The organism is Rhizobiaceae bacterium (assembly GCA_023953845.1).
GTDB lineage: Bacteria > Pseudomonadota > Alphaproteobacteria > Rhizobiales > Rhizobiaceae > Arvimicrobium.
The window spans coordinates 93,054-114,373 of record JAMLJC010000002.1 but is presented as its reverse complement, the minus strand read 5'-3'; the positions used below and the strand labels follow the sequence as shown (position 1 = coordinate 114,373).

Annotated in this window: 23 protein-coding genes and 1 pseudogene; 7 read left to right on the top strand and 17 right to left on the bottom strand. The window is 63.0% G+C overall.

The window, feature by feature from the left end; genetic code table 11:
• Window positions 1-124 precede the first annotated feature (124 nt).
• The 7 genes from M9955_22730 to M9955_22700 form a co-directional block, all read right to left on the bottom strand.
• A complete protein-coding gene (locus M9955_22730) occupies window positions 125-1,060 on the bottom strand; it encodes an acetamidase/formamidase family protein (GenBank protein MCO5084457.1) in 936 nt (311 codons plus the stop codon).
• Window positions 1,057-1,980, bottom strand: a complete 924-nt coding sequence (locus M9955_22725) for an ABC transporter permease (GenBank protein ID MCO5084456.1) — start codon at window positions 1,978-1,980, stop codon at window positions 1,057-1,059. Before M9955_22725 ends, M9955_22730 begins: the two co-directional genes overlap by 4 nt.
• Window positions 1,977-3,011 carry an ABC transporter permease gene (locus M9955_22720; GenBank protein ID MCO5084455.1) on the bottom strand — a complete coding sequence of 345 codons (1,035 nt, stop codon included), beginning with the start codon at window positions 3,009-3,011 and terminating at the stop codon, window positions 1,977-1,979. Before M9955_22720 ends, M9955_22725 begins: the two co-directional genes overlap by 4 nt.
• Window positions 3,011-4,549 carry an ABC transporter ATP-binding protein gene (locus tag M9955_22715; protein ID MCO5084454.1) on the bottom strand — a complete coding sequence of 513 codons (1,539 nt, stop codon included), beginning with the start codon at window positions 4,547-4,549 and terminating at the stop codon, window positions 3,011-3,013. Before M9955_22715 ends, M9955_22720 begins: the two co-directional genes overlap by 1 nt.
• Before the next feature lie 65 nt (window positions 4,550-4,614).
• Entirely contained in the window at window positions 4,615-5,625 is a 1,011-nt protein-coding gene (locus M9955_22710) for a BMP family ABC transporter substrate-binding protein (protein MCO5084453.1), read from the bottom strand.
• A gap of 25 nt (window positions 5,626-5,650) precedes the next feature.
• The gene (locus tag M9955_22705; protein ID MCO5084452.1) at window positions 5,651-6,634 is read right to left on the bottom strand and encodes a nucleoside hydrolase; all 984 of its coding nucleotides are present in this window, start codon (window positions 6,632-6,634) and stop codon (window positions 5,651-5,653) included.
• A 12-nt stretch (window positions 6,635-6,646) separates the two neighbouring features.
• Window positions 6,647-7,396, bottom strand: a complete 750-nt coding sequence (locus tag M9955_22700) for a glutamine amidotransferase (protein ID MCO5084451.1) — start codon at window positions 7,394-7,396, stop codon at window positions 6,647-6,649.
• Window positions 7,397-7,663: 267 nt separating this feature from the next.
• On the opposite strand from M9955_22700, the gene M9955_22695 reads away from it, so the two are divergent.
• A complete protein-coding gene (locus tag M9955_22695) occupies window positions 7,664-8,548 on the top strand; it encodes an alpha/beta hydrolase (GenBank protein ID MCO5084450.1) in 885 nt (294 codons plus the stop codon).
• 55 nt (window positions 8,549-8,603) lie between these two features.
• Window positions 8,604-9,620 (top strand): LacI family transcriptional regulator, encoded by a 1,017-nt coding sequence (locus M9955_22690; protein MCO5084449.1) that lies wholly within the window; start codon window positions 8,604-8,606, stop codon window positions 9,618-9,620.
• A gap of 142 nt (window positions 9,621-9,762) precedes the next feature.
• Here the strand turns inward: M9955_22690 and M9955_22685 are convergent, their stop codons facing one another.
• The 3 genes from M9955_22685 to M9955_22675 all read right to left on the bottom strand — a co-directional run bounded on the left by M9955_22685 (window position 9,763) and on the right by M9955_22675 (window position 12,867).
• Window positions 9,763-10,344: a hypothetical protein gene (locus M9955_22685; GenBank protein MCO5084448.1), complete on the bottom strand. Its 582-nt coding sequence runs from the start codon at window positions 10,342-10,344 to the stop codon at window positions 9,763-9,765.
• A 325-nt stretch (window positions 10,345-10,669) separates the two neighbouring features.
• Entirely contained in the window at window positions 10,670-11,884 is a 1,215-nt protein-coding gene (locus tag M9955_22680) for a YeeE/YedE family protein (GenBank protein ID MCO5084447.1), read from the bottom strand.
• Window positions 11,885-11,946: 62 nt separating this feature from the next.
• Entirely contained in the window at window positions 11,947-12,867 is a 921-nt protein-coding gene (locus tag M9955_22675) for a sulfurtransferase (GenBank protein ID MCO5084446.1), read from the bottom strand.
• Window positions 12,868-13,069: 202 nt separating this feature from the next.
• On the opposite strand from M9955_22675, the gene M9955_22670 reads away from it, so the two are divergent.
• The 3 genes from M9955_22670 to M9955_22660 all read left to right on the top strand — a co-directional run bounded on the left by M9955_22670 (window position 13,070) and on the right by M9955_22660 (window position 15,628).
• Window positions 13,070-13,513, top strand: a complete 444-nt coding sequence (locus tag M9955_22670; GenBank protein MCO5084445.1) for a thioredoxin domain-containing protein — start codon at window positions 13,070-13,072, stop codon at window positions 13,511-13,513.
• A gap of 12 nt (window positions 13,514-13,525) precedes the next feature.
• On the top strand, window positions 13,526-14,251 hold the full coding sequence (locus M9955_22665) for a cytochrome c biogenesis CcdA family protein (protein MCO5084444.1): 726 nt from the start codon (window positions 13,526-13,528) through the stop codon (window positions 14,249-14,251).
• Between the two features lie 96 nt (window positions 14,252-14,347).
• Window positions 14,348-15,628 (top strand): rhodanese-like domain-containing protein, encoded by a 1,281-nt coding sequence (locus M9955_22660; GenBank protein MCO5084443.1) that lies wholly within the window; start codon window positions 14,348-14,350, stop codon window positions 15,626-15,628.
• 93 nt (window positions 15,629-15,721) lie between these two features.
• Here the strand turns inward: M9955_22660 and M9955_22655 are convergent, their stop codons facing one another.
• From M9955_22655 to M9955_22640, 4 genes are all read right to left on the bottom strand, one after another.
• Window positions 15,722-16,048, bottom strand: a complete 327-nt coding sequence (locus M9955_22655) for a hypothetical protein (protein ID MCO5084442.1) — start codon at window positions 16,046-16,048, stop codon at window positions 15,722-15,724.
• On the bottom strand, window positions 16,045-16,461 hold the full coding sequence (locus M9955_22650) for a hypothetical protein (protein ID MCO5084441.1): 417 nt from the start codon (window positions 16,459-16,461) through the stop codon (window positions 16,045-16,047). The genes M9955_22655 and M9955_22650 overlap by 4 nt, the downstream gene beginning before the upstream one ends.
• Before the next feature lie 115 nt (window positions 16,462-16,576).
• On the bottom strand, window positions 16,577-16,765 hold the full coding sequence (locus M9955_22645; protein MCO5084440.1) for a hypothetical protein: 189 nt from the start codon (window positions 16,763-16,765) through the stop codon (window positions 16,577-16,579).
• Between the two features lie 92 nt (window positions 16,766-16,857).
• Complete coding sequence (locus M9955_22640) at window positions 16,858-17,451, bottom strand: hypothetical protein (GenBank protein MCO5084439.1); 594 nt, start codon at window positions 17,449-17,451, stop codon at window positions 16,858-16,860.
• Window positions 17,452-17,745: 294 nt separating this feature from the next.
• On the opposite strand from M9955_22640, the gene M9955_22635 reads away from it, so the two are divergent.
• Entirely contained in the window at window positions 17,746-18,219 is a 474-nt protein-coding gene (locus M9955_22635; GenBank protein MCO5084438.1) for a MarR family transcriptional regulator, read from the top strand.
• Between the two features lie 87 nt (window positions 18,220-18,306).
• On the opposite strand, the gene M9955_22630 is transcribed toward M9955_22635, so the two are convergent.
• From M9955_22630 to M9955_22620, 3 genes are all read right to left on the bottom strand, one after another.
• Window positions 18,307-19,206, bottom strand: a complete 900-nt coding sequence (locus M9955_22630; GenBank protein ID MCO5084437.1) for an MBL fold metallo-hydrolase — start codon at window positions 19,204-19,206, stop codon at window positions 18,307-18,309.
• 87 nt (window positions 19,207-19,293) lie between these two features.
• Window positions 19,294-20,448, bottom strand: a complete 1,155-nt coding sequence (locus tag M9955_22625; protein ID MCO5084436.1) for an ABC transporter substrate-binding protein — start codon at window positions 20,446-20,448, stop codon at window positions 19,294-19,296.
• A 22-nt stretch (window positions 20,449-20,470) separates the two neighbouring features.
• Window positions 20,471-21,115, bottom strand: a complete 645-nt coding sequence (locus M9955_22620) for an ABC transporter ATP-binding protein (protein MCO5084435.1) — start codon at window positions 21,113-21,115, stop codon at window positions 20,471-20,473.
• A gap of 21 nt (window positions 21,116-21,136) precedes the next feature.
• On the opposite strand from M9955_22620, the pseudogene M9955_22615 reads away from it, so the two are divergent.
• A pseudogene (locus tag M9955_22615) lies at window positions 21,137-21,280 on the top strand (BBE domain-containing protein).
• The last annotated feature ends 40 nt before the right edge of the window (window positions 21,281-21,320 follow it).

The following is a 21,320-nucleotide window of genomic DNA, read 5'->3' as shown; positions in this document are numbered from 1 at the left end:
TGCCGCAGAAGCACTGAAGGCAATGCGGGTGCCGTGTAGCTGGCTCCGACCGTACAGAGCGCGAGGTAAGTCCGTGCCGATCGTCAGGCCACCGGCGTCAGCAAAACGCTGCCTGGGCGCGCAATCACGTCGGCAGAGCGTGCTTGTCGATCGAACACATCACGCTGAAGGACGGATTGACGAGATTGCCGATCCGAAGCCGGCAGCGCTGCGTCACCAGCTGATGCGCATCGTGCAGCGCAAGACCGGCGCGGCGAGCCACCCAGCGGACAAGCCCTGCGACCGCGATACGGCAGGCGTCGTCCAGCGGGCGCGCGCAGCCGATCACCCCGATGACACGATCGTTCTCGAAGCGCGGCCAGTCGAAGGCGTCGTCCATCTCGACGCGTTCGCACTTCAAAGTCGTGTTGAAGGCGCCTTCGATTGCAGTGCCGGCGATCTCGCCGTCGCCCTGCGCATAATGGCCGTCGCCGATATAGACATGCGCGCCGGCGACATTCGCCCTGACATAAAGCGTAGCCCCCGGACCGAGATCGGGAATGTCGAGATTGCCCCCGAAATCGCCGGGAGCGACCGCCAGCCGAACCTCGCCATGCGCGGGCGCGACGCCCAGCGTCCCGTGAAACGGACGATAGGGGACGCGCAGCGTGCGGCCGTCCTTCGTCGGAGTCTCCAGCGTGGAACGATCGGCGGCAAGCCGCCAGATCCAGACGTGCTCGTCCTGCGGCTGCTGCAGGTTCGGGTTGGCGCGCGTGCCGGAGAGAAGGCCGAAATCCGGCGAGATGGTCGCCACGCCCCAATCGCGCGCGGGTTCGAGCGCGATCAGGCGAATCGCGATGATGTCGCCTGCCGAGACACCCTCCACATGGATCGGACCGGTCAGCGGATTGACACGCGGATAGGGCGCCACCTCGCGCGGCTTGCCTTCCACGGTTGCAAGGCGGCCTGAAAAGCAGTCCTCGGTGAAGACGGTGAATGCTTCTCCCTGCGCCACGCGCAGTCTGGGCTCGTGTCCCCCGACGCGAAAGACGAAGTCCTGATCTCTGCCGGCGATCGTCATGAACTGGCCTCTTTCGCCACGATCCGGGCCGGGCGGCTGCGGACATGAATGCGCCACCTCGCAAAGGTGAGGCCGGCGATCGCTGCCACATAGGGCAGCATGAGCACGAACTGCGACGGAATCGCAAAGGCCTGAAGCCTGTCGCCCAATGCACCGAAGAAGCCGAACAGCACCGAGGCGGCTGCGGTGACCCATGGATGGCCGCTCCCGAACAGCGTCGCGGCCAGGCCGATGAAGCCCCTGCCGTTCGTCATGTCCGGCAGAAAGAAATGCAGCTTGTCCATGGCGAGTTGCGCGCCGGCAAGCCCTGCGAAAAGACCGCTGATCGCCAGCGACAACGCCTTCATCCGCGCGACCTTGATACCCGCCGAGCGCGCAGCGTGTTCGTCCTCGCCGGCGGCACGCAGATAGGCGCCGGTCGGCGTATTGTAAAGGAACAGCGCGGACAGCGGGATGGCGAGGAAGGCGAGCAGCAGGATGATGCTTTGCCCTTCGATCGCCGGTCCGATCACCGGCAGGAAGGACAGGCTGCCCGCGGGCACATGCCATATGTCGGGAAAGGTGATGGGCCGCAGGCCGCCGGGGCTGCGGTAGAACCATTCCAGCGCGAAAAGGCTGCCGCCCGCGGCCAGCAGATTGATGCCGAGGCCGGCGACGATGAAATCGGCGGAGAAGCGTAGCGTCATCAGCGCCAGCAGTTGGGACATCACGATCGAGGCAATGACGGCGGCGAAGAAGGCGAGCGCGGCGCTGCCGGTCGCGTTGCCGACGGCGATGGCGACGAAGGCTGCCACCAGCATCATGCCTTCCACCGCGACGTTGAGTATGTTCGCGCGGAGCGTGATCATCGCGGCGAGCGCGGCCAGCAGGATAGGCGCTGATTGCTCGAGGACCGAGGCGAGGAACGATGAGAGGTTCATGACCGGCCCCTCGCCCCGGCGACGGTCAGCCGCGCGGTCATCAGAAGCACCAGAAGACCGGTCAGCAGATCGACCAGCGAGCGGGGCACATCCGTCGAGATCTGCATATAGGCGGAGCCGTTGATCATCATCGCGTAGAAGATGGCCGTCGCGAGCGCCCCGATGGGATGGATGCGCGCGAGCAGCGCGCAGGTCAGGCCGACAAGCCCGTATTCCGGCGAAAAATTCTGCTCGAAGCGATGGCCGATGCCCAGCACGTAGAGTGCTCCGGCGAGACCTCCGAAACCGCCGGCGATCAGCATCGCGGTGATGATGCGCTGGCCGGCCGGGATGCCAACCGCCTTGGCGAAACGCAGATTGGTGCCGGAAGCGCGAAGCTGCGCACCCCATTCCGTGCGGAAGAGCACAAGCCACGTGACCAGGGCCAGGATGACCGCGACTATTATGCCGTTCGTCGCGCCCGGCACGCCGGGGAGCGAAGGCAACCAGATCTTCTGCGGCACCATCTCGCTCACGGCGCCATAACTCTTGGTGTCGCGGATGACCTGGTTCGAGAGATATGAAGTGAGGAGCAACACGATGATGTTGAACATCAGCGTCGTCACCACCTCGTCGACGGCAAAGCGAACCTTCAGCACGCCCGGTATCCAGCCCAGGAAAGCACCGGCAAGAATGCCCGCCGCGATGGCCAAAGGCAGGAGGACGATCGCCGGGAGGCCGGCCAGCATGACGCCGACCACCGTCGCGGTGATCGCGCCGGCGTAGAGCTGACCCTCGCCGCCGACATTGAAGATGCCTGCCCGAAACGAAAAGATCACGCCTAGCGCGATCAGCGTCAGCGGCGTTGCGCGGTTGAGGAACAGCGCGAAATTGCTCAGCGAATCGAAGTTCGCGAACAGAAGGTCGCGATAGGCGCGGACGGGATCATCCGTGACGGCCACGACAAGCAGAAAGCCCAGCGCAAGCGTGAGCAGGATGGCCGCGACAGGCGCGTACATCGCACGAAAGGAGTTCGCGAGACGGGTCGACATCATGCCGCCGCCTCGAGCGAACCGTTCATCAGCGCGCCGACAGTCACTTCATCGGCATCCTTCCTGTCGATCACGCGCAACAACTGCCCCGAATACATGACGCCGATGCGGTCGGAGAGCGCGAACACCTCGGACAATTCCGAGGAGATCAGCAGCACCGCCCTGCCCCGGTCGGCGGCCGTCATGATGCGAGCATAGATGAATTCGGACGCGCCGACGTCGAGCCCACGCGTCGGCTGGCAGACGATCAGAAGGTCGGGATCGCGGTTGAGTTCGCGCGCGATGACCACCTTCTGCATGTTGCCGCCCGAAAGCCAGCCGACCGGCGTCGAAGGGGCGGCGCCCCTGATGTCGAATTCCTTGATCTTCTCGCTTGCAAATGCCTCGATGCGGTTCTGATCGACCAGTCCGCCCCTCTTGAGGTGCGCGCGGCGATAGTTGCTGGCGGCGACGTTCTCCGCGACCGACATGGTCCTGCTAAGGCCGCGATCCAGGCGATCTTCCGGCACGAAGCCCATGCCGGCACGCTGCCGTTCGGGTACGCTGAAGCCGGTGATGTCCTTGCCGCCGAGCATGATCGAACCGGCCTGGATCTCCATCAGCCCGGCGATGGCCTCCGACAGTTCGGTCTGGCCGTTTCCGTCGACGCCGGCGATACCGACGATCTCGCCGGCACGTACTTCGAGGGAGACGTCATTGAGCAGCAGACGCCCGGAAGCGTTGGTCATGCTGACATTTTTCAGCGCCAAGACGGGCGGACCAAAGGCGCGCGGCCTGTCATCGGTGCCGCGCCCGACGAGAAAGACGTTACGGCCGACCATGTCGCGGGCGATGTCGGCTTCGCTCACGGTTTTCGTCGCATGGGTCGAGATGCTCTCGCCATGCCGGATGACCGTCACGCGATCCGAGACGGCCTTCACCTCGCGCAGCTTGTGCGTGATGAACAGGATCGTGCGCCCGAGCGTTCTCAGCCCGGCGATGACCTCGATCAGTTCGTCGACCTCCGGCGGGGTCAGCACCGCCGTCGGCTCGTCCAGGATCAGCAGTTCCGCATCGAAGGCGAGCGCCTTCAGGATCTCCACGCGCTGCCGCTGACCGACCGAAAGCGTGCCGACCACCGCCTGGGCGTCGAGGCCGAAGCGGTAGCGTGCGATCAGGTCGCGGGTGCGCGCCACCATCGCGGCCTTGTCGGAAAAGATGCCCCATTTGCGGACATGCCGGCCGAGAAAGACGTTCTCGGCGACGCTCATGGACGGGACGAGCGTAAAATGCTGATGCACCATGCCAATGCCGAGCCGGCTCGCCTCGATCGGATCGGCGATGGTCACTTCCCGGCCGTTGAGCACGATAGAGCCGGAGGAAGGCTGGTGGATGCCGGCGAGGATGTTCATCAGCGTCGACTTGCCGGCGCCGTTCTCGCCGCAGATGACGTGCACTTCGCCACGCTTGACGTCGAGGTCGACGTGCTTCAACGCGACCTTCTCGCCGAAGGTCTTGGCGATCGCCGACAGCCTCAATATGTCGTCCGTGTTGGTCATCTCGCATCCGGAAAGCAGGCGGAACGGGCGGGAAGCGTATTCCTCGCCCGTCACGCATCAAGCCATCATTTGAAGGCGGTATCGACCTTCAGTTCGCCCTTGACGACCTTGGCCTTCGCTTCGTCGACCTTCGCCTTGACGGCGTCGGGCACGAGCTTGTCGTTGTAGACGAGACCGACGCCTTCGTTGGCGAGACCATAGATCTTGAGCTTGCCGAAGTCCGCCTTGCCCGCGCGGATCTGGCCTATCGAGTCGTAGATCGAATTGCCGATCTGCTTCAGCATGGAGGCGATGACGTTGTCCGGATGCAGGCCGTTCTGGTCGGAGTCGACGCCGATCGCGTATTTGCCCGCATCGGCTGCGCCCTTGAGAATGCCGAGGCCGGCCGGACCCGCGACGTTGTAGACGACGTTGGCGCCGTTCTCGATCGCCGCCTTCGTCAGGTCGTATGCTTTCTGGGCGTCGTTGAAGCTGCCGATGAAGATAACCTGCACCTCGATGTCCGGAACGACGGTCGCGGCGCCCTGCTTGAAGCCCACGATGAAATCCTGGATCACCGGCAGGTCCATGCCGGCGACGACGGCGATCTTCGGTTCGCCTGAAGAAAGCGGGAACGTCGCCTTGTCCGTGGCGGCGATCGCCGCAAGGACGCCGGCCAGATACGAGCCCTCGTTCTGGGCATACTTCACGGACAGCACGTTCGGCAGGTCGAGCTGGTCGTCGAAGAAGACATATTTCTGCTCGGGGTGCTGCGGCGCGACGGCGGCGAGGTTGTCATGCATGTTCGGGCCGGTGAAGATCACGCTCCATTCGCCCGAATTCGAGACCGCCTCGAGATTCTGGCGCCAAAGCTGCGGATCGCTCGGCGAGGCCTGCAGCAGACGCACTTTCGCGCCTTCCGCCTCCGCGCGGTCAAAGCCGGTCTTGGCGTTGTCGTTGAATCCCATGTCGCCGAGATTGTCGCTCATCACATAGACGGCGCTGAACTCGTCCTGCGCCACCACCGGCCCGGCCAGCAACGACAGGGCGAAGATGCCGGCCGCCATGCCGCGTAAGCTCTTTGAAATCAGTGTCATGTCCGTTCCCTTTTCATTTTGCACATCAAAGATCTGCAGCGTGAGCCGCCGCGAATTCAGTGGTAAGCTGAAGCCTCGACAACTCTCCGATCGCGCCAACGAGGGCTGCGTGGGTGGCCTCAACATCGAAGGCGATGACCACGTCGCAGTTGTTCGGCTTGTCCGTGCGAAGCGCGAAGTCGACCACGGTGCGGCCGTAGTTCAGACCAGGAGCCGTTTCCACGTCGACGCGCGCCGGCACCGTCCTTGCGATGTTCGGCTGGGCGACGAGGAGCATTGCGCAAGGATCGTGTAGCGGCATTTCCGGGGGCACCAGGACGCCCGGCCTGTAGGTGGTGACCAGCGAGGCCAGCAATTCGGCCGCCAGGGACGCGGCTGGACCGCGCAGCCGTGCGACATTGTCGATCAGCGCCGCCGTAATCGGGACAGTGCCGCTGGCGTCGACCGGCACCATCGTCATCGGGATACCCGAACCGTAGACGATCGCCGCGGCCTCGGGATCGCAGAGGATATTCCACTCGGCGGCAGCGGTCTTCGTGCCCAGCCCCCAGGCGCCGCTGAGTGTGACGATGCGGCCGATCCTGCTCCGGATTTCGGGATAGCGCCGCAACGCCAGCGCGAGATTGGTCAGCGGGCCCGTCGCAACGATCGTCAGTCCGGGGCTGGCATTCGCTTCGGCCGCGATGCGATCTACTGAGTGCAACGCATCGAGCGGCACGCGATCAAGATCGTTCCTTTCGGCATCGAGGCCGCTTTCCATGTCGAGGATGCGGGCGATCAGCCGATCGCGCACCAGCGGTCCGACCGCGCCAGCGGAGACCGGCGCGACCTTCGGACGTGCCGTTGCGACGGCGATGGCGCCGTTGATTGCGGTCCTGTCGGCGGCAAGATGGCCCGCGCCGGTGGTCACCGCGAGCAGGTTGAGACGCGGATGACCGAGCGCGACCAGAATGCCCAACGCATCGTCGTTGCCGGGGTCGCAATCATGGATGATGTCGATCATCGCCATGCGCCGCCCGAACTATTGCCGGCCCGTCCAGGCGCAGAGGTTGGACCAGATCTGACCATAACCCGGCCAGTTTACGAACTCCGTCGGGCACCAGTGCGGACTGCAATCCGAGGTGAACACGGCGCTGCGGCCTTTTCCGACCTCAGCCACGGCAATCAGCGGATCGCCATCGACGGTCGCCAGGAGTTCGGCCCCTGGCGCAAGGCTGACCCGGTTGTAGCCGAGAACGGCCGGAAGCGGGCCTTCGATTCCTGCGAGCACGGGATGGGAGGGTTTTACAATCTCGCCCACGACGCCTTCCGGATGTTCGCGTCGGTCGTCGCTCGCCATCAGACGCACGGGCAGACAGGCCTCGACGACCGTGTCCTTCCAGCACCCCTTGGCCTCGATGCCGGTGAAAGTGAGATAGCCGCCGACCATGATCAGTCCGCCGCCCGAACGGACATAGCCCGCGATCGCGTCCAGCTTGTTGACGGCGCGCTCCGACTGCAGCCATGTCTTCGGATGCAGCAGCAGCGTGTTGGCGCCGATATCGCTCAGGATGATTGCAGAATACTGCTTCAGAGCCTCGACGGTCTCGGGAAACTTCACCGGGGCCACATGGTTCTCGATGACGTCGACTTCGTAGCCGCTCGCTTCGAGCGCGGCCTTGAGGAAGGAATAGCCCTCATGGAAGGTCGTCGTGGTGAAGGAGTCGAAGCCCTTCGTGTGCACGGAGGTGGAGAACCACGTCTCGCCTGCGATGAGTATCTTGCCCGACATCCGCTCCCCCATAGCCAACGCCAGCGGACATCGCTGCCCACTCCGACCGGCGTTGCACATTCCTGAATTTCCGTAACGGTCTGGACTCCCCGATGGCATCGGGATAAGCCGTATTAATACTTATCTACACGCGTAGACTTGGTGTTGCAAGTCGGATTAATATGAATTTCTCCATTGGCCGTGCGCGCCGACGAAGGCTTGCAGGACGATGGAGTTCCGCTCTACCGATCACCTGCGCCCTTCGCGGAACGCTCAAGGATTCGACCGATGCCGCTCTATCGCCAGTTCAATACTCAGGAGGAACTCGACTGGGAGTACAAGCCCGAGATCCGCATCGATGACCCCGAAGCATTCGAGAAGATCATCGCACAGCGCATCGCCAGGGCCGAAGAGGCGCGTGCCACATTGAAGCGGATGGCTGACGTCTATTACGGCCCGACGCGCATGGAAAAGCTCGACATCTATCCGGCAGCGGCGCCGAACGCGCCGGTGGTCGTCTTCATCCATGGCGGCTACTGGTTCGACGGCCGTTTGAAGAAGGAAAACTACATTTGGGTGGCGCGCGGATTTGTGGCGCGCGGCGTGACCGCCATCGTCGTCGACTATGACGTCTGTCCAAAAGTCACCGTCGACGAGATCGTGCGCCAGTGCCGCGCTGCGGTGGCGTGGGTCTACAGGAACGCGGAAACGTTCGGCGGCGATCGCGATCGGCTCTACGTGACAGGCAATTCCGCCGGCGGTCATCTCACGGCGATGATGGCGATCACGGACTGGGTCGGGGATTACATGCTGCCGGCCGACGTCATCAAGGGCGCCTGCCCCATCAGCGGCCTCTACGACCTGGAGCCGTTCCAGTACACCTGGCTGCAACCGAAGATCCAGTTCAATGGTCAGCAGATACGCCGCAACAGTCCGATCCTGCATGTGCCCGAAAACGCGATCCCGCTGCTCGTCAGCTGGGGAACCGGGGAAAGCGCCGAATTCTGGCGGCAATCGGAGGAATTCGGAGCGGCCTGGGCGGCGAAGGGCAACCGTATGGAGTTACATCCGCAGCAGGGCGGCAATCATTTCACGGCCATCGACGGGTTCGCCGATCCGGACAGCGCCCTCCTCGACAAGGTTCTGGAACACATGCAATCCACTTGGGCATAGAAGGCGGCAGGATGGTCACGATCATCAGCTTTCCGGAGAGGCGGTAGGGCAAGGCATGGTTACCAGAGCCGACGTCGCCAGGCGCGCGGGCACATCCACCGCGGTGGTGAGCTACGTCATCAATGACGGTCCCCGGCCCGTCGCCACGGATACGAGGGAGCGAGTCCTGAAGGCGATAGCCGAGTTGGGCTATCGGCCGAACCGCGTTGCGCAAGCACTACGAGGCCAGCGTTCCCGCGTGATCGGGCTGATCGTGCCCGACATATCGAACCCGTTCTATGCGGAGCTCGCGCGCACCGTTGAAAACCATGCCGATCTCTTCGGTTACACGCTGGTGCTCGGCAACAGCGAACAGGACGCGCAGCGCGAGCTCAGATATGTGCGCACCTTTCTCGACAGGCAGGTAGACGGCCTCATCCTGATCAGCGGCTCGAGCTCCGAACAGCTCACCGCGCTTTTCTCCGAGATTCCCGTTCCCTTCATCCTGCTCGACCGGCGCATCAACTACGCTCCGAACGCCTATCTTCTGGCGACCGACGGCGTCGCGGGCGCGGCCATGGCGACCAACCACCTGATCGCGCTCGGCCATCGCTCGATCGCCGCCTTGTGTGGACCGTCGAAAATGCCGAGCGAACGGGCCAAGGGATATATTCAGGCGATGGAAAGCGCCGGATTGCAGCCGGTCCTGCATCACAGCGCCGACTTCGATCGGCAGTCGACCTACGAACTGGCGCGCGAAATCGTCGAAGCTCCCGACAGACCAAGCGCGATCTTCGCCACGTTCGATCTCGCCGGCATCAGTATCCTGCGCGCGGCTGCCGACTGCGGCATCGCTATTCCGAAGGATATGGCCGTTATCGGATATGACGACGTGCAGGAATCGCAGTTTACCATTCCGCGCCTGAGCACCATCGCCCAGCCGACCAGCGAACTTGGCCGGCTCGCCGCGGAGCATCTGGTCGGTCTGATAGAGAACAGACTTGAAAAGACGTTCGGCATGAAGCTTCTCGCACCCCGGCTGATCGTGCGCGAAAGCTGCGGTGGCCTTGCCCGGCGTTCGACCAAAACGTGAATTCCCTGCCTTCAGATGCCCGCAGAAAGTTGCGAGACTTCACGCCAATTCCGGCGCAAGCGTCATGGCTCATCTAGGTGAGCGCTCGGGTGCGCACGTTCCGCGCCGGTCAGCGACTTGCGCTTCGCAACTTCAGTTTTCGTCAAATCATCAGGACCGAGGTCACCTCCAGTGACCTGTCCTCGCGCGTCGTGATACCATTTGCCGGGACGTGCGAGGCGAGGACCCTGTCACGCTCGCGGATGAGGTCGGCGATCTCGGGCTCGTAACGGCGGAGCATCGCCGACAGCCAGCGATTGACCAGATAGGAGGGCTTCGGCATCTGCACGTCGAAGCGTGGCAGGAGCGCGATGGTGGCTTCGGCATCGAGCCAGGTATCGCCAACGACCCATTGGTTCACGGTGAAGAGCCGGTGCAGGCGCCCATGCGCATCGACGCCAATGGCGATCAGATGATGCACCGGCCCCTGCTTCTCGTCGGACCGGACGAAGCAGTGGAAGTGGCCATGCTCGACCCCGTCGAAGGCCGGGACATGCGCGTGATAGTACCATTGCGCGCCGGTCTCCGGGTCGAACACGTCTCCCTTCGGATAGTGCGACCACGCCTCGACGGATTTCGCTTCCGCCAGCGTTTCGAGCAAAACGTTGAGCCCGCCCTTGGCGAGGATATTCTCGCAGTAGCGCGCCTCCTGTTCAGCCCGGTCGCGATCCTCCGGCGTCGTCATTGCGCGCCCGCCGCGCAAGGGTTCGCCGCAGCACAAGGGTTGGAAGCTGCGCAGGGATTGGCGTCGGCCGGCGCCGCCGCACAAGGGTTCGAGGCGGCGCAAGGGTTCGAGGCCGCACACGGATTCCCTGCGGCACAGGGGTTGGAAGCCGCGCAGGGGTTGCCCGCTGCGCAGGGATTTGCCTCCTCTGCGGGAGACGCCGTCGGCGCAGGCGCGGCGGCCTGCGCAGGCGGCGCGGCACGGCCCGCCGATGCGATATGGTCTGCCGCGACGGCAGCGGTGGCGGCCAGCAGGACCGTGCCGAACAGGAACGTATTGCGTGAACTCATGACTTCCTGAACCCGTCCAGACCGAAGAGCGGACGCAGCCAGACACCCGCGAGGCTGCCGGCAAAGGCGCAGGCAAGCCAGAGCCACCCATGCACGCTGCCGGACGCAATGCCGCTGAACAGGGCGCCGATGTTGCAGCCGAAGGAGAGCCGCGCGCCATAGCCCATCAATATGCCGCCGATCGCGGCTGCGAGGAGCGAGGCGAAAGGCAGCGCTGCCTTCGGCGCGAACTTGCCCGCGAGGCCGGCAGCGAGCGCCGCGCCCAGGATGATGCCGAAATCCATGACGGAGGTGATGTCTTCCAGCACGCTCGCCTGCAAGGCCTTGGCCTGCGCCGGCCAAGTCCAGAACTCCCACGTCGCGACCGGAACGCCCACCGCCTGCGCGGCCTTGGCGCCCCACAGGCCGAAGCCGTAGGTGACAGACCACGGATGGCCGGCGGTCAGCAGCGTGGCGATGTTGAGCCCGGCGAGCGCGAGGCCCGCGCCGACCAGCGGCCACGGGCCGTAAAGCAGACGCTGCCAGCCCCCTATGGAAGGAGCCTTCGCCACCTCCAGCGAACCGTGAGTACGGCGCTCGAACAAGGCGCTCAACACCGCGACGGCGCCAAGCCCGGCGAGCGTCACGGCCAGCGCCAGAGGCACGCCGAGTTCGGTGCCGAGGCTGATCGGCGGCAAAGACGGCCGCGCCAGCCACCAAGGCAGATGCGCCGTGCCGATGACCGCGCCGACGATGAAGAACAGCAGCGTCACCAGCATGCGCGAGGAACCGCCGCCGACAGTGAAGAGCGTGCCGGAACCGCATCCGCCGCCGAGCTGCATGCCGAGGCCGAACATCGCCGCGCCAACGAGGACGGAGACGCCGACCGGCGCGACAGCGCCGACGAGCGGACGGCCGAACGCTTCTCCCCCCGCAAGCAACGGGATGAAGGCAAGCGCGGCGACCGCGATCATCAGCATCTGTGCGCGGATGGCGCGGCCACGGCGCTCCACAACGAAGCGGCGCCAGCCGCCAGTGAAACCGAACGAGCCGTGATAGAGCGCGATGCCGAGAAGGCTGCCGATCAGGAAAAGCGCGGCCTGGCGCAGGTCGACAAGCGTGCCGATGGCGATCGTGCCAACCAGAAGGGCGAAGAGCACGGTCGTGACCGGGCCGCGATCGATGCGAAAGGCAGTCGAGGGAGAAAGTTGAGTCGCGGTAATATCAGCCATGACCGTCTCCAAAATGAATGCGGCCCGGTGCGAGATCGAGCCGCTTTATGCATGAGGATCGGTCAGTTCGCCACGACCTCGCGCGACGGATCGGCGGTCCATTCCGCCATCGAGCCGTCATAGAGGCGCACGTTCTTCAGGCCCTCTACTTCGGACAGGCCGAACCATGCGATCGAAGCGAGATGCCCGGTGTTGCAGAAGGTGATGATGCCCTTTTCGTCCGACACGCTGGCCGCCTTGGTCAGCGCAGCGACCTCGTCCTTGCTGGCGAAGCCGGGCTTGTCGTTGTGATAGAACTTGTCGAAGTTGACGTTGACCGAGGTCGGCACGGTGCCGAGCGACTGAACGGTGTTGGTCTTCTCCTTGCCGATGAACTGCGCGACCGAGCGGGCGTCGATCAGGTTCGTATCGCTGGCGATGGCGTCCTGCACTTCCTTCACCTCCGCCAGAAGCTCGGGGCGGAAACTCGCCGTAAAATCGCCTGCGCCCTTGGGCGCGGAGGCTTCCTTGGTCAGCTCGCCGCCCGCCTTGTCCCACGCGGCATAACCGCCGTCGAGGATCGAGACATTGTCGAAGCCGAGCACCTTGAAGGTCCAGTAGACGCGGGTGGCGCCGCCGAATTCCGAGGCGTTGGTTCCGGCCGGGATGACCACCACATGGCTGTCCTTGTTGACGCCGAGGCTCTGGATGAGCTTCTCGATATCTTCCTTCGGCGGCAGCATGCCGGGGATGCCGTTCACCGGGGCGCGCCAGCCGGAATCGGAATAGCGGGCGCTGATCGCGCCGGGCACATGCCCTTCGGCATACGGGTCCTGATCCTTGACCTTGTCGCGGATGTCGAGGATCACGAGGCTTTCGTTGCCGAGATGGTCTTTCAGCCACTGCGTGTCGACCAGCGGCTGGTCCGTAAGGCGCTCGGCCTGCGCGACGCCGGTGAAGGCGACGAGGAGACCTACGAAGGCGCTGATGAGCAGGGATTTCATGATTGCCTTTCCCTTGAAAATCCGATGCCTCATTTAGGCTCAACCCCCGCGGAAGCCGAGTGCCGGAATGTACGCAAAAGGCAGGGATATCGGAAAATATATCCGACAAACTGCCATTTCATAGAACTGTATTCCTTCTGGCTGTTGGCGGGCCAGCGTATTTTCAGCACCAGCGTCGCGATCCATGCGGCAAGGACATATCATGACCTTTCGTTCGTTTGCCGGAAACATCGCCCGCCTGCTCGCTCTTGCCATTGCTTCGTCTGTGCCGCTGCATGCCCAGACAACCGGCGAGACCGTCACGCAGGCTGCGCCTGCGGCCGAGGCCAGGAAGGCGGTCGTCACCAATTTCGAGAGCGAGGACCAGCTCAACGAACTCGCCGCGAAAGGCAAGACGGTGGTGTTTTTCTTCGCCAGCTGGTGCCCGAACTGCCGCGCCACCGTCACTGAACTCAATGCGCGCTGGGCCGACGTGAACCCGGACATCACCCTTGTCATCGCGGACTACGACAAGGAAACGGCGCTGAAGGGCAAGTTCGGCGTGACCTATCAGGACACGTTCGTGCTGCTGGACGAGAAAGGCGGGGCGGTGAAGTCGTGGAACAGCGGCGGCGTCGACGGCCTGAACAAGAACTCCTCCTCCTGATCTCCCGCAACGATGCTTATCACCGCCGGCTTCGCCTTTCTGGCGGGCGTCATCACCGTGCTTTCGCCCTGCGTGCTGCCGCTCCTGCCGGTGATCCTCGCGACCGCCGCGCAGGAGGGCAAGGCGCGGCCGGTCGGCGTGGTCGTCGGCTTCGTCGGCAGCTTCACGCTGGCGACGCTGACGCTCAGCTTCCTGGTCCGCTCGCTCGGACTGTCGCCCGACCTCAACCGGCTGCTCGCCGCGATCATCCTCATCGTGCTGGGCCTCGTGCTCGCCGTGCCACTCCTGCATGAGGCCTTCGAGCGCTGGGCGAGCGGGCTGATCAGCCGCATGCCGGCCGGCCGGAGGCAGGCCAACGGGTTCGGCGGCGGACTTGCCGTGGGCACCGGGCTCGGCTTCGCCTGGAGCCCCTGCGTGGGTCCGATCATGGCCTCCGTCATCACGCTGGCGCTGAACCAGCAGGTAGACGCCGGCGCGGTGCTGGTCACGCTCGCATTCTCGCTTGGAACCGCGCTGCCTATGGCGGCGATCATTCTCGGCGGCCGCAGGCTGGTCACCCGGCTGTCATGGTTCCAGGCGAACTCCACCCGCATCCAGCGTGTGCTTGGCGCCCTGATCGTGCTGACCGGCGTGGCCATCCTGCTCGGCTGGGATCGTCTCATCCAGATCCAGCTGCTGATCTGGTTCCCCGGCTGGGAACCCGCCCTGACCGGCTGGGAGCCGCCGCCCGCGCAGTAAACCGTTCCGCTTTCCGCGTCGAATACGCAAAACGCGAACTTCATTGTCTACCGACTTTGTAGACTATTGCGTGGTCATCAATTCAGGGGCCATGCCATGCATATCTCGGATTTCCGCTCCCAGCTTCTCGCCGGCGTCTTCTTCGCCGCTTCGTCAGCAGTCATACCTTCCACCGCGTTTCTCATGACCGCGGCGATCGCGCAGGCGGAAACGGCGCTGCCGATAATCGTCTCCGCGCCGCAGGCGGAAGAACTCATCGCCGGCGGCGCCAAAGTCGTCGACGTCCGCTCCGAAGCCGCCTACGCCAAGGGCCACATTCCCGGCGCCGTGAACCTGCCCTGGCAGCGTCTCAACGTGTCCGAGGCGGACGGCATCCGCAACGAATTCGCCAGCGACGAAACCTTCGAGAAGGAGATCCGCTCCGCCGGCCTGAAATACGGCGATACGATCCTCATCTACGACACGACCGCCCTGCCCGGCCGCGCCTATGTCGCCTTCGAATATGCCGGCCTTGGCGCCAGGACGCATGTGCTCGACGGCGGCGTGGCGGCCTGGAAGAAGGATCTGTCGACGGATGCCGTGACGGTCGCCGCAAGCGACTTCAAGCTCGACCAGAAGAACGACATCCGCGTCGACAAGGCCTATGTCGCCGGCAAGGTCGGCGCGTCGGATGCCGTCATCATCGACGGGCGCAACGAGGAGGCCTATGCCGATGGCCATATCCCCGGTGCGCAGGCCCTGCCGGCCGCGAGCCTGCTCAACAAGGATGCGACGCTGCAGTCCGAGCCGGTGTTGACCGCGCTGCTGCAATCGAAGGGCGTCGAGCCGGACCGCGAGGTTGTCTCCTATTGCGGCAGCGGCGTCGCGGCGGCAAACAACTACCTCGCGCTGAAAAACCTCGGCTACAGGAACGTGGTGCTTTACGATGCGAGCTGGGACGAATGGAGCCGTGACCCGCGCTCCGGCCAGCAGGTCTCGCTCGCCAACTACACGTTCGAAGGCACGGGCAAGCAATCGGACAACGCGCCGGAATTCCTCAGCGAGGCTGACGTGAAGGCGCTTGCGGCCGATCCGGGCGTCATCGTCGTCGACGTCCGCTCGCCATCGGACTACCAGGCCGGCCATATCCCCGGATCGGTCAACGTCTATTGGGACAAGACGCTGGACAAGGACCGCGTGCTGCTGCCGGCCGAAGAGCTGAAGAAGCTTTATGCGGACGCCGGCGTCACGCCCGACAAGCGCGTCGTGCTCTTCACCCGCGGCGGACTGCAGCTCTCGCACAGCTATACGGTCCTGAACCTGCTCGGCTTCGGTAAGGTGGATTTCTTCACCGGCAAGTTCGAAGGCTGGGAGAACGGCGCCTTCAAGCGGACCTGAAGGAGAGCATTCCGGCAGCTCCTGCCGGAATATACACATCAGAAGGTTTGCACGCCGACAGAGATGATGCTCTCGCAGCATCGTTTCTGTCGGTCAGAAACGATAGGTCAAGCCCAGCACAGGACCGCTCAGGCGCGCGTCGAAGACATGACCGCCGTGATTATAGTCGACGTCAAGCACCTTATAGCCGGCCGAGGCGGAAAGACGGTTGGTGAAGACGTAGTTGACGGTCGCCAGTGCCGACCATGCGAAATCGGAGCCCGCGCCGAAGCCGCCGATGTCCGCCTGGGCCTGAAAAGACAGCTTTTCCGTCAGGGGAAGGAATGCGCGTAAACCGATCACCGGGTCCACCCAACCGAAGCTCTCGCCATGGCTGGCCGACAGGGTCCCGATAGCGGGGTGACTTGCGGTGACCGTCACATCGTTCGAGATATACCAGAAACGCGCACCCGCCAGGGCGTCAGAGTGACGTGTGGCGTATCAATGACGCGGTAGCCGCCCTGTAATGTTGCCGTGAACTGTTTCGTATCGACTTCCGCATTGACGTTGGCTCCAGGCGGTATCATGCCAAGTCCCGGAATCTGCGTCGCCGGTAGCGGACCGGTGCCATGACCGCCGGTGGTATCGACATACATCACATCGCCGGAGAAGACGAAGCGGTCGTAGCGTCCCCATATGTTCACGAAGCCGCCGAAGTTGAGATCTTCCATGACATTGGAAAAGGACTTCTCGACGCCGATTGTCGGCCCGTGCCGGAACGGCGAAATACTGCCTTCGAGGCCGGCCGCCCACATATAGGGCGTGATCTGCAATGCCCAGTCCGGGCGCCCCATGACTCCCGGGCAGGCTCTTCCGGCAGATCAAGGGTGGCGTCGGCGGCATAGGCGGCCTGTGCGCCACAAAGGGACAGAACTGCGACGGCAGCATCTCTGTTGAAGGATTTCTCCTTCAAGCTGCACGCGTGTTCTTGTGAATGCGCCCATCCTTCATGATGATCTTCATGGTCCGGTCGGGATCTACGATCAGCGAAATGTCCTCAAACGGATTGCCGTCGACCACCAGCATGTCCGCATAGGCACCCGCCTGCTCCGCCACGCTGAGATCGCTTTGCAGGGTCCGCGGCACTTCCATCCGCATGCGGAAGTCACCATGTCCGGAAGTTTGCGAGATCATGGCGCCAGATGGATAGATGCGCGGCCCCGCGATGCGCCCCTCGTCGATGGCGCGCTTCAGGGCGAATAGCCGGACCGCCGACGTCGCGAACCATCGTAAAGCCGCGAAGCACGGTGCGCTCGGCTTCCTGGGCGGCGACCAAGATGGACATAGGGTATATGTCGGCGGTCATCGCCGCCACCTTGGGAGATGCCGGCAAGGATCGAATGCCAGTGCGCGTCGATCATGCCGGGCATCAGTGTCCGTCCACCGCAGTCGATCACATCCGCATCGGCGACCGTCTCGGCGCCAGCGATCAGCGCCTTGATCATGTTGCCCTCGACCAGCACGTCCTGGTCTTCGACAAGCTCGCTGCCTGTTCCGTCGAAGATACGCACGTTCGTGAGCAGGATCGGCTTTAGAGGGCTTTGCGCAAAGGCCGGACCGGCAATGCCGAGAGTCGGGGCGGCAAGGCTCGCCGCGATCCCTTTCAGAACCGAACGGCGCGACAGGCCTCTGTCGATATGCTTCAGCAACTGCTGCGTTTGCGGACTGTGGCAGGCGCACGTCCAGCTATGGGTGAGATGCTGTACTTCTGGCCAAGCCGGATTTGCAAAGACGAGCCCCTCTCCAGTCCGGAGATTACCACGCGTTAATCCGGCAAACGTCAACCGATTGCGCGATCAGGCTAAGATCGCGAGTATCAGGCGGTCGCGCGCGTACACCGCCCCGACGATAAAGTCGGGAGGGGTGGGGTGGCCAGCATACCTGCCAGACAGGACATGAGCAGCCTCGCTCTCGCGCGGGGTGGCTATTATCAAAAAGGGCGTAGCATCTGCGTGCGAGTCCCCCCGGACTGCAAACGACAATCAGGCAGGAATTCGTTGCGGCCTCCCTTTATAAGCCTACGCTGGTCGGGCATACTCACGATCTTAGTTTCATAAACGGGAACTGCAACGAAACCCATGAATCTTGATCTTGCTTATGAGAAGAACCCTGGATTCATGATACGCCGCCTGCAGCAGGTTGCCATGGCGCTCTATATCAGAAGCCTCAAGGAGTTTGAGCTTACCCCTCTGCAATACACGATACTGAATGTCGTTAAGGCAAAAGGAGGTATTGATCAGATCTCCATCGCGAAAATCTCCGTTCTCGACACCTCTACGGTACGAGACATCGTTGAGCGTCTCGAGGCCAAGAAGCTCATCGTGCGCACCATCGGCGAGCACGACAGACGCACACGAAACGTGGCCTTGAGCGAGGCGGGAGACCGATTGCTGGAAGCGGCACGCCCCTTCGTCGAGGAGGCGCGTACGAAGCTTCTCGGGCCGCTAACGGCCCGCGAGCGCGAGTTGCTGATGACGATCGTCGATAAGGTCGTTTCGGCCCACGAGGCGAAACTCAATTTCGAGCGTGACCGGGACATCTGGCGCCGCTAGTCTTGAGCCGCTGAGTTGCTCAAGCATCCGCCATCGGCGGCTTGGACGTGTCTTAGCTTCGACGGCAGAGGCGTTCAGGGACCAAAGCTATTCTCCCACGAACCGGCAGGCGAAGCCATTGTCACATGCCTCGATCAACGCTGCGGTAGGCGAAGGGAAATGGGCCGGAAGCAGGAAGGAACCATTGGCCGCGCAATCCGACAGGATGCGGTGGCGCGTCTGTCGCGCCTGCTCGGGGAACAGATCGGCCATGTTGTAAAGCTGTGGTTCCAGGAACTGGATGGGACTATGAATGGCGTCGCCGCACAAGATTGCTGACGCGCCCTGCGATGCGAGCCTCATGGCCATGTGGCCGACGGAGTGTCCGTGCGCTGCTTGGAGCTCGATGCCCTCGTCCAGTAGCACGCTCTTGTCTTCTGCAAGTTCCACCAGTTGCGCTAGCCCGGCGTCGTGAACGGGCAGCACGCTGTCATTGAAGGCCCCGTGATTCGCCGGCTTCTCCGGATCCTCGGCATTCTGGCGCTTGAAATAATCGAACTCCCTGGCCGACATCAGATATTTGGCATTGGGAAAGGTCGGAACCCAGCGCCCATTGTCCAGCCGGGTGTTCCAGCCAACGTGGTCCGTGTGTAGGTGCGTGCAACACACTAGATCGATGTCGTCCGGCTTTAAGCCCAGCCTGGCCAGATTGCTGAGATAGGCAAGGCTGTCGAGTTGATCGAGAAATGGGATAGTTTTCCTCGACTTGTGGTTGCCGTTGCAAGAATCGACCAGAATGTTCTTTCCGTGCGCCCGTATTAGGAAGCTCTGGAAGCACAAGTAGAGCTCGTTCGTTCTCTGGTTGACGAAGTTTGCGCCGAGCTTCTTCTTGTGTTGCTCCACCATCTCACGCGTGACGTTCGGGAACAGCCACTCCGGCGCCCGCGGCACGCGTTCGAGCTCAACGATGCTGTCGACCGTGAACTTGCCGATTTCGAGAGTTCTCATCGCGATTCCCGTCTGCAGTCGTGGCTGCCGGAAGGTAAACCGAAGACCGGCCCAGAGACGAGGTTCTTCCGGGCCGGCTCATTGCGTCTACCAGGGACGGACGATCTCCACCTGGCCGTTGCGCCATTGAGCATAACCGACCGTGGTTGGTCCGAACCGCTGGCCGGCTTGGTAGGTGACGGGCGGAATGAGCCCTGTCTCGACCTTGCCCATAGAGTTCAGTGTGTCAGCAAGACTCTTGCGAGTGAGATCGGCTCCGGCCTTCTTGAGGCCCTCCACGAAGATTTTGGCACCCGACATGCCGACGAAAGACCAATATCCGGGCGGAGTCTCGGGTGTGTACTTCTCTATCATCTTGGTGGCCTCGGCAACCTCCTTGCTCTCCATCATCTCGAGCGCGGCGTAAAGGTTCACGTAGAGGCCATCCACGGCGGCGCCGGCCAGATCCTTCACAACCTTGTCGGCCATCACCTCGGTCGATAGGAAATGCGGCTTCCAGCCCAGCTTCGCCGCCTCGACCATGAACAGCGCGCCGTGCTTTGGAATGGATGCCAGGATCACCGCGTCCGGATTGGCTTCTTTCAGGGTCAGAGCTTGGACGCTGACGTCCACGTCGGAGGGCAGATAAGCAGCACGCGCCACGATCTTAATGTCACTCTTGGCCACGTAGTCTTCCACACCCTTCGAGATTTCCTCGCCGAGCTGATCATCCTGATAGAAGATGGCTATCGTCTTGGCCTTCAAGTCCTTATCCGCGAACTCTGTGAGCGACGTTCCGTGCAGGGTGCCCAACGGGGCGATTGGAAACACGACTTCGTCGGTCGGAGAACCAAGTTCCGGCCCACTTCCCATTGGTCCGATGAGGGGCACGCCGCGCTGCCTGAGGAAGGCGAGCGTGGCGAGGTTGTTGCTGGTTCCCAAGGTTCCCACGATTGCCAATACGCCGTCCCGGTCAACCAGCTTCTTGACGACCGCGACCGATTGCTGCGGATTGTAGGAATCGTTCTCGACGATCCAGTTGATCTTGCGGCCGTTGACGCCGCCATTGTCGTTTACCCAGTCGAAATAGGCCTTGAGCCCGTCCCGATACTGGGTTGCCGCGGCCGCGAGCGGGCTTTGTAGCGGCAGATACGAGCCGATGGTGACCTCGGTGTCGGTGACACCGTCCTCGGCATGCGTTTGCACGGCGAGCGCACTGGTGCAAAACAACGCTAGTGCAGATAATAATATCTTGTTTCTCACGTCTTCTCCTCCAATAATAAAGCTACGATCCCAGATATGCAGAAGATACGTCCCCATGACTCCTGAGTTCTTCGGCAGTTCCGGATATGCGTATCGTCCCTTTCTCCAGGACATATGCTCTGGATACGACGGACAGGGCCTGACGAACGTTCTGCTCGATCAGTAAGATCGTCGTGCCCTTCTCGTTGATGCGCTTGATGTAGCGCATGATTTCGATCACGAAGATCGGCGCCAAGCCGAGGCACGGCTCGTCGAGCAGCAGAATCCGGGGCCGTGACATCAGCGCCCGGCCGATCGCCACCATCTGCTGCTCTCCACCCGACAGCGTCGCTGACACCTGCTTGCGCCGCTCCATCAGCCGCGGAAACAGCGCGAAAACGTCCTCGAGATCTGCCGCGATGGCCGCCTTGTCTCGCCGGAGATAGGCACCAATCGACAAGTTTTCCTCGACAGTGAGATCGCCGAAGAGATCGCGACCTTCCGGAACGAGCGCCAGGCCGAGGCCGACGATCCTTTCGCTCGGCTGCGATGTGATGTCGACGCCGTCGAGTAGGATAGAGCCTTCGACGATACCCTCCATAACGCCCATTATAGCGGACAGGAGCGTCGACTTTCCCGCGCCGTTGGAGCCGAGCAGGGCCACGACGTCGTGTTGGGCCACCTCCATCGAGACGTTCCTCAGCGCGGTTACCCGAACTTCATGATGGATGATGAAGGCGATGCGCGGCTGCGCGCCACCTATGGCAACAACTATCCGCGCCTTGTTGAGCTGAAGCGCAAGTTCGACCCTGCCAATCTCTTCAGGATCAACCAGAACATCCGACCTGAATAGGTCGTCGGAGAGGGCCTAGCCCGCTATAGACCCGCCGGAT

What these genes read in the sequence shown, in the direction of transcription:
- M9955_22730 (MCO5084457.1), bottom strand. Translation starts at nt 1,060, where the DNA reads ATGACGATCGCCGGCAGAGATCAGGACTTCGTCTTTCGCGTCGGGGGA.
- M9955_22725 (MCO5084456.1), bottom strand. Translation starts at nt 1,980, where the DNA reads ATGAACCTCTCATCGTTCCTCGCCTCGGTCCTCGAGCAATCAGCGCCT.
- M9955_22720 (MCO5084455.1), bottom strand. Translation starts at nt 3,011, where the DNA reads ATGTCGACCCGTCTCGCGAACTCCTTTCGTGCGATGTACGCGCCTGTC.
- M9955_22715 (MCO5084454.1), bottom strand. Translation starts at nt 4,549, where the DNA reads ATGACCAACACGGACGACATATTGAGGCTGTCGGCGATCGCCAAGACC.
- M9955_22710 (MCO5084453.1), bottom strand. Translation starts at nt 5,625, where the DNA reads ATGACACTGATTTCAAAGAGCTTACGCGGCATGGCGGCCGGCATCTTC.
- M9955_22705 (MCO5084452.1), bottom strand. Translation starts at nt 6,634, where the DNA reads ATGGCGATGATCGACATCATCCATGATTGCGACCCCGGCAACGACGAT.
- M9955_22700 (MCO5084451.1), bottom strand. Translation starts at nt 7,396, where the DNA reads ATGTCGGGCAAGATACTCATCGCAGGCGAGACGTGGTTCTCCACCTCC.
- M9955_22695 (MCO5084450.1), top strand. Translation starts at nt 7,664, where the DNA reads ATGCCGCTCTATCGCCAGTTCAATACTCAGGAGGAACTCGACTGGGAG.
- M9955_22690 (MCO5084449.1), top strand. Translation starts at nt 8,604, where the DNA reads ATGGTTACCAGAGCCGACGTCGCCAGGCGCGCGGGCACATCCACCGCG.
- M9955_22685 (MCO5084448.1), bottom strand. Translation starts at nt 10,344, where the DNA reads ATGACGACGCCGGAGGATCGCGACCGGGCTGAACAGGAGGCGCGCTAC.
- M9955_22680 (MCO5084447.1), bottom strand. Translation starts at nt 11,884, where the DNA reads ATGGCTGATATTACCGCGACTCAACTTTCTCCCTCGACTGCCTTTCGC.
- M9955_22675 (MCO5084446.1), bottom strand. Translation starts at nt 12,867, where the DNA reads ATGAAATCCCTGCTCATCAGCGCCTTCGTAGGTCTCCTCGTCGCCTTC.
- M9955_22670 (MCO5084445.1), top strand. Translation starts at nt 13,070, where the DNA reads ATGACCTTTCGTTCGTTTGCCGGAAACATCGCCCGCCTGCTCGCTCTT.
- M9955_22665 (MCO5084444.1), top strand. Translation starts at nt 13,526, where the DNA reads ATGCTTATCACCGCCGGCTTCGCCTTTCTGGCGGGCGTCATCACCGTG.
- M9955_22660 (MCO5084443.1), top strand. Translation starts at nt 14,348, where the DNA reads ATGCATATCTCGGATTTCCGCTCCCAGCTTCTCGCCGGCGTCTTCTTC.
- M9955_22650 (MCO5084441.1), bottom strand. Translation starts at nt 16,461, where the DNA reads ATGGGGCGCCCGGACTGGGCATTGCAGATCACGCCCTATATGTGGGCG.
- M9955_22645 (MCO5084440.1), bottom strand. Translation starts at nt 16,765, where the DNA reads ATGCGGATGGAAGTGCCGCGGACCCTGCAAAGCGATCTCAGCGTGGCG.
- M9955_22635 (MCO5084438.1), top strand. Translation starts at nt 17,746, where the DNA reads ATGAATCTTGATCTTGCTTATGAGAAGAACCCTGGATTCATGATACGC.
- M9955_22630 (MCO5084437.1), bottom strand. Translation starts at nt 19,206, where the DNA reads ATGAGAACTCTCGAAATCGGCAAGTTCACGGTCGACAGCATCGTTGAG.
- M9955_22620 (MCO5084435.1), bottom strand. Translation starts at nt 21,115, where the DNA reads ATGGAGGTGGCCCAACACGACGTCGTGGCCCTGCTCGGCTCCAACGGC.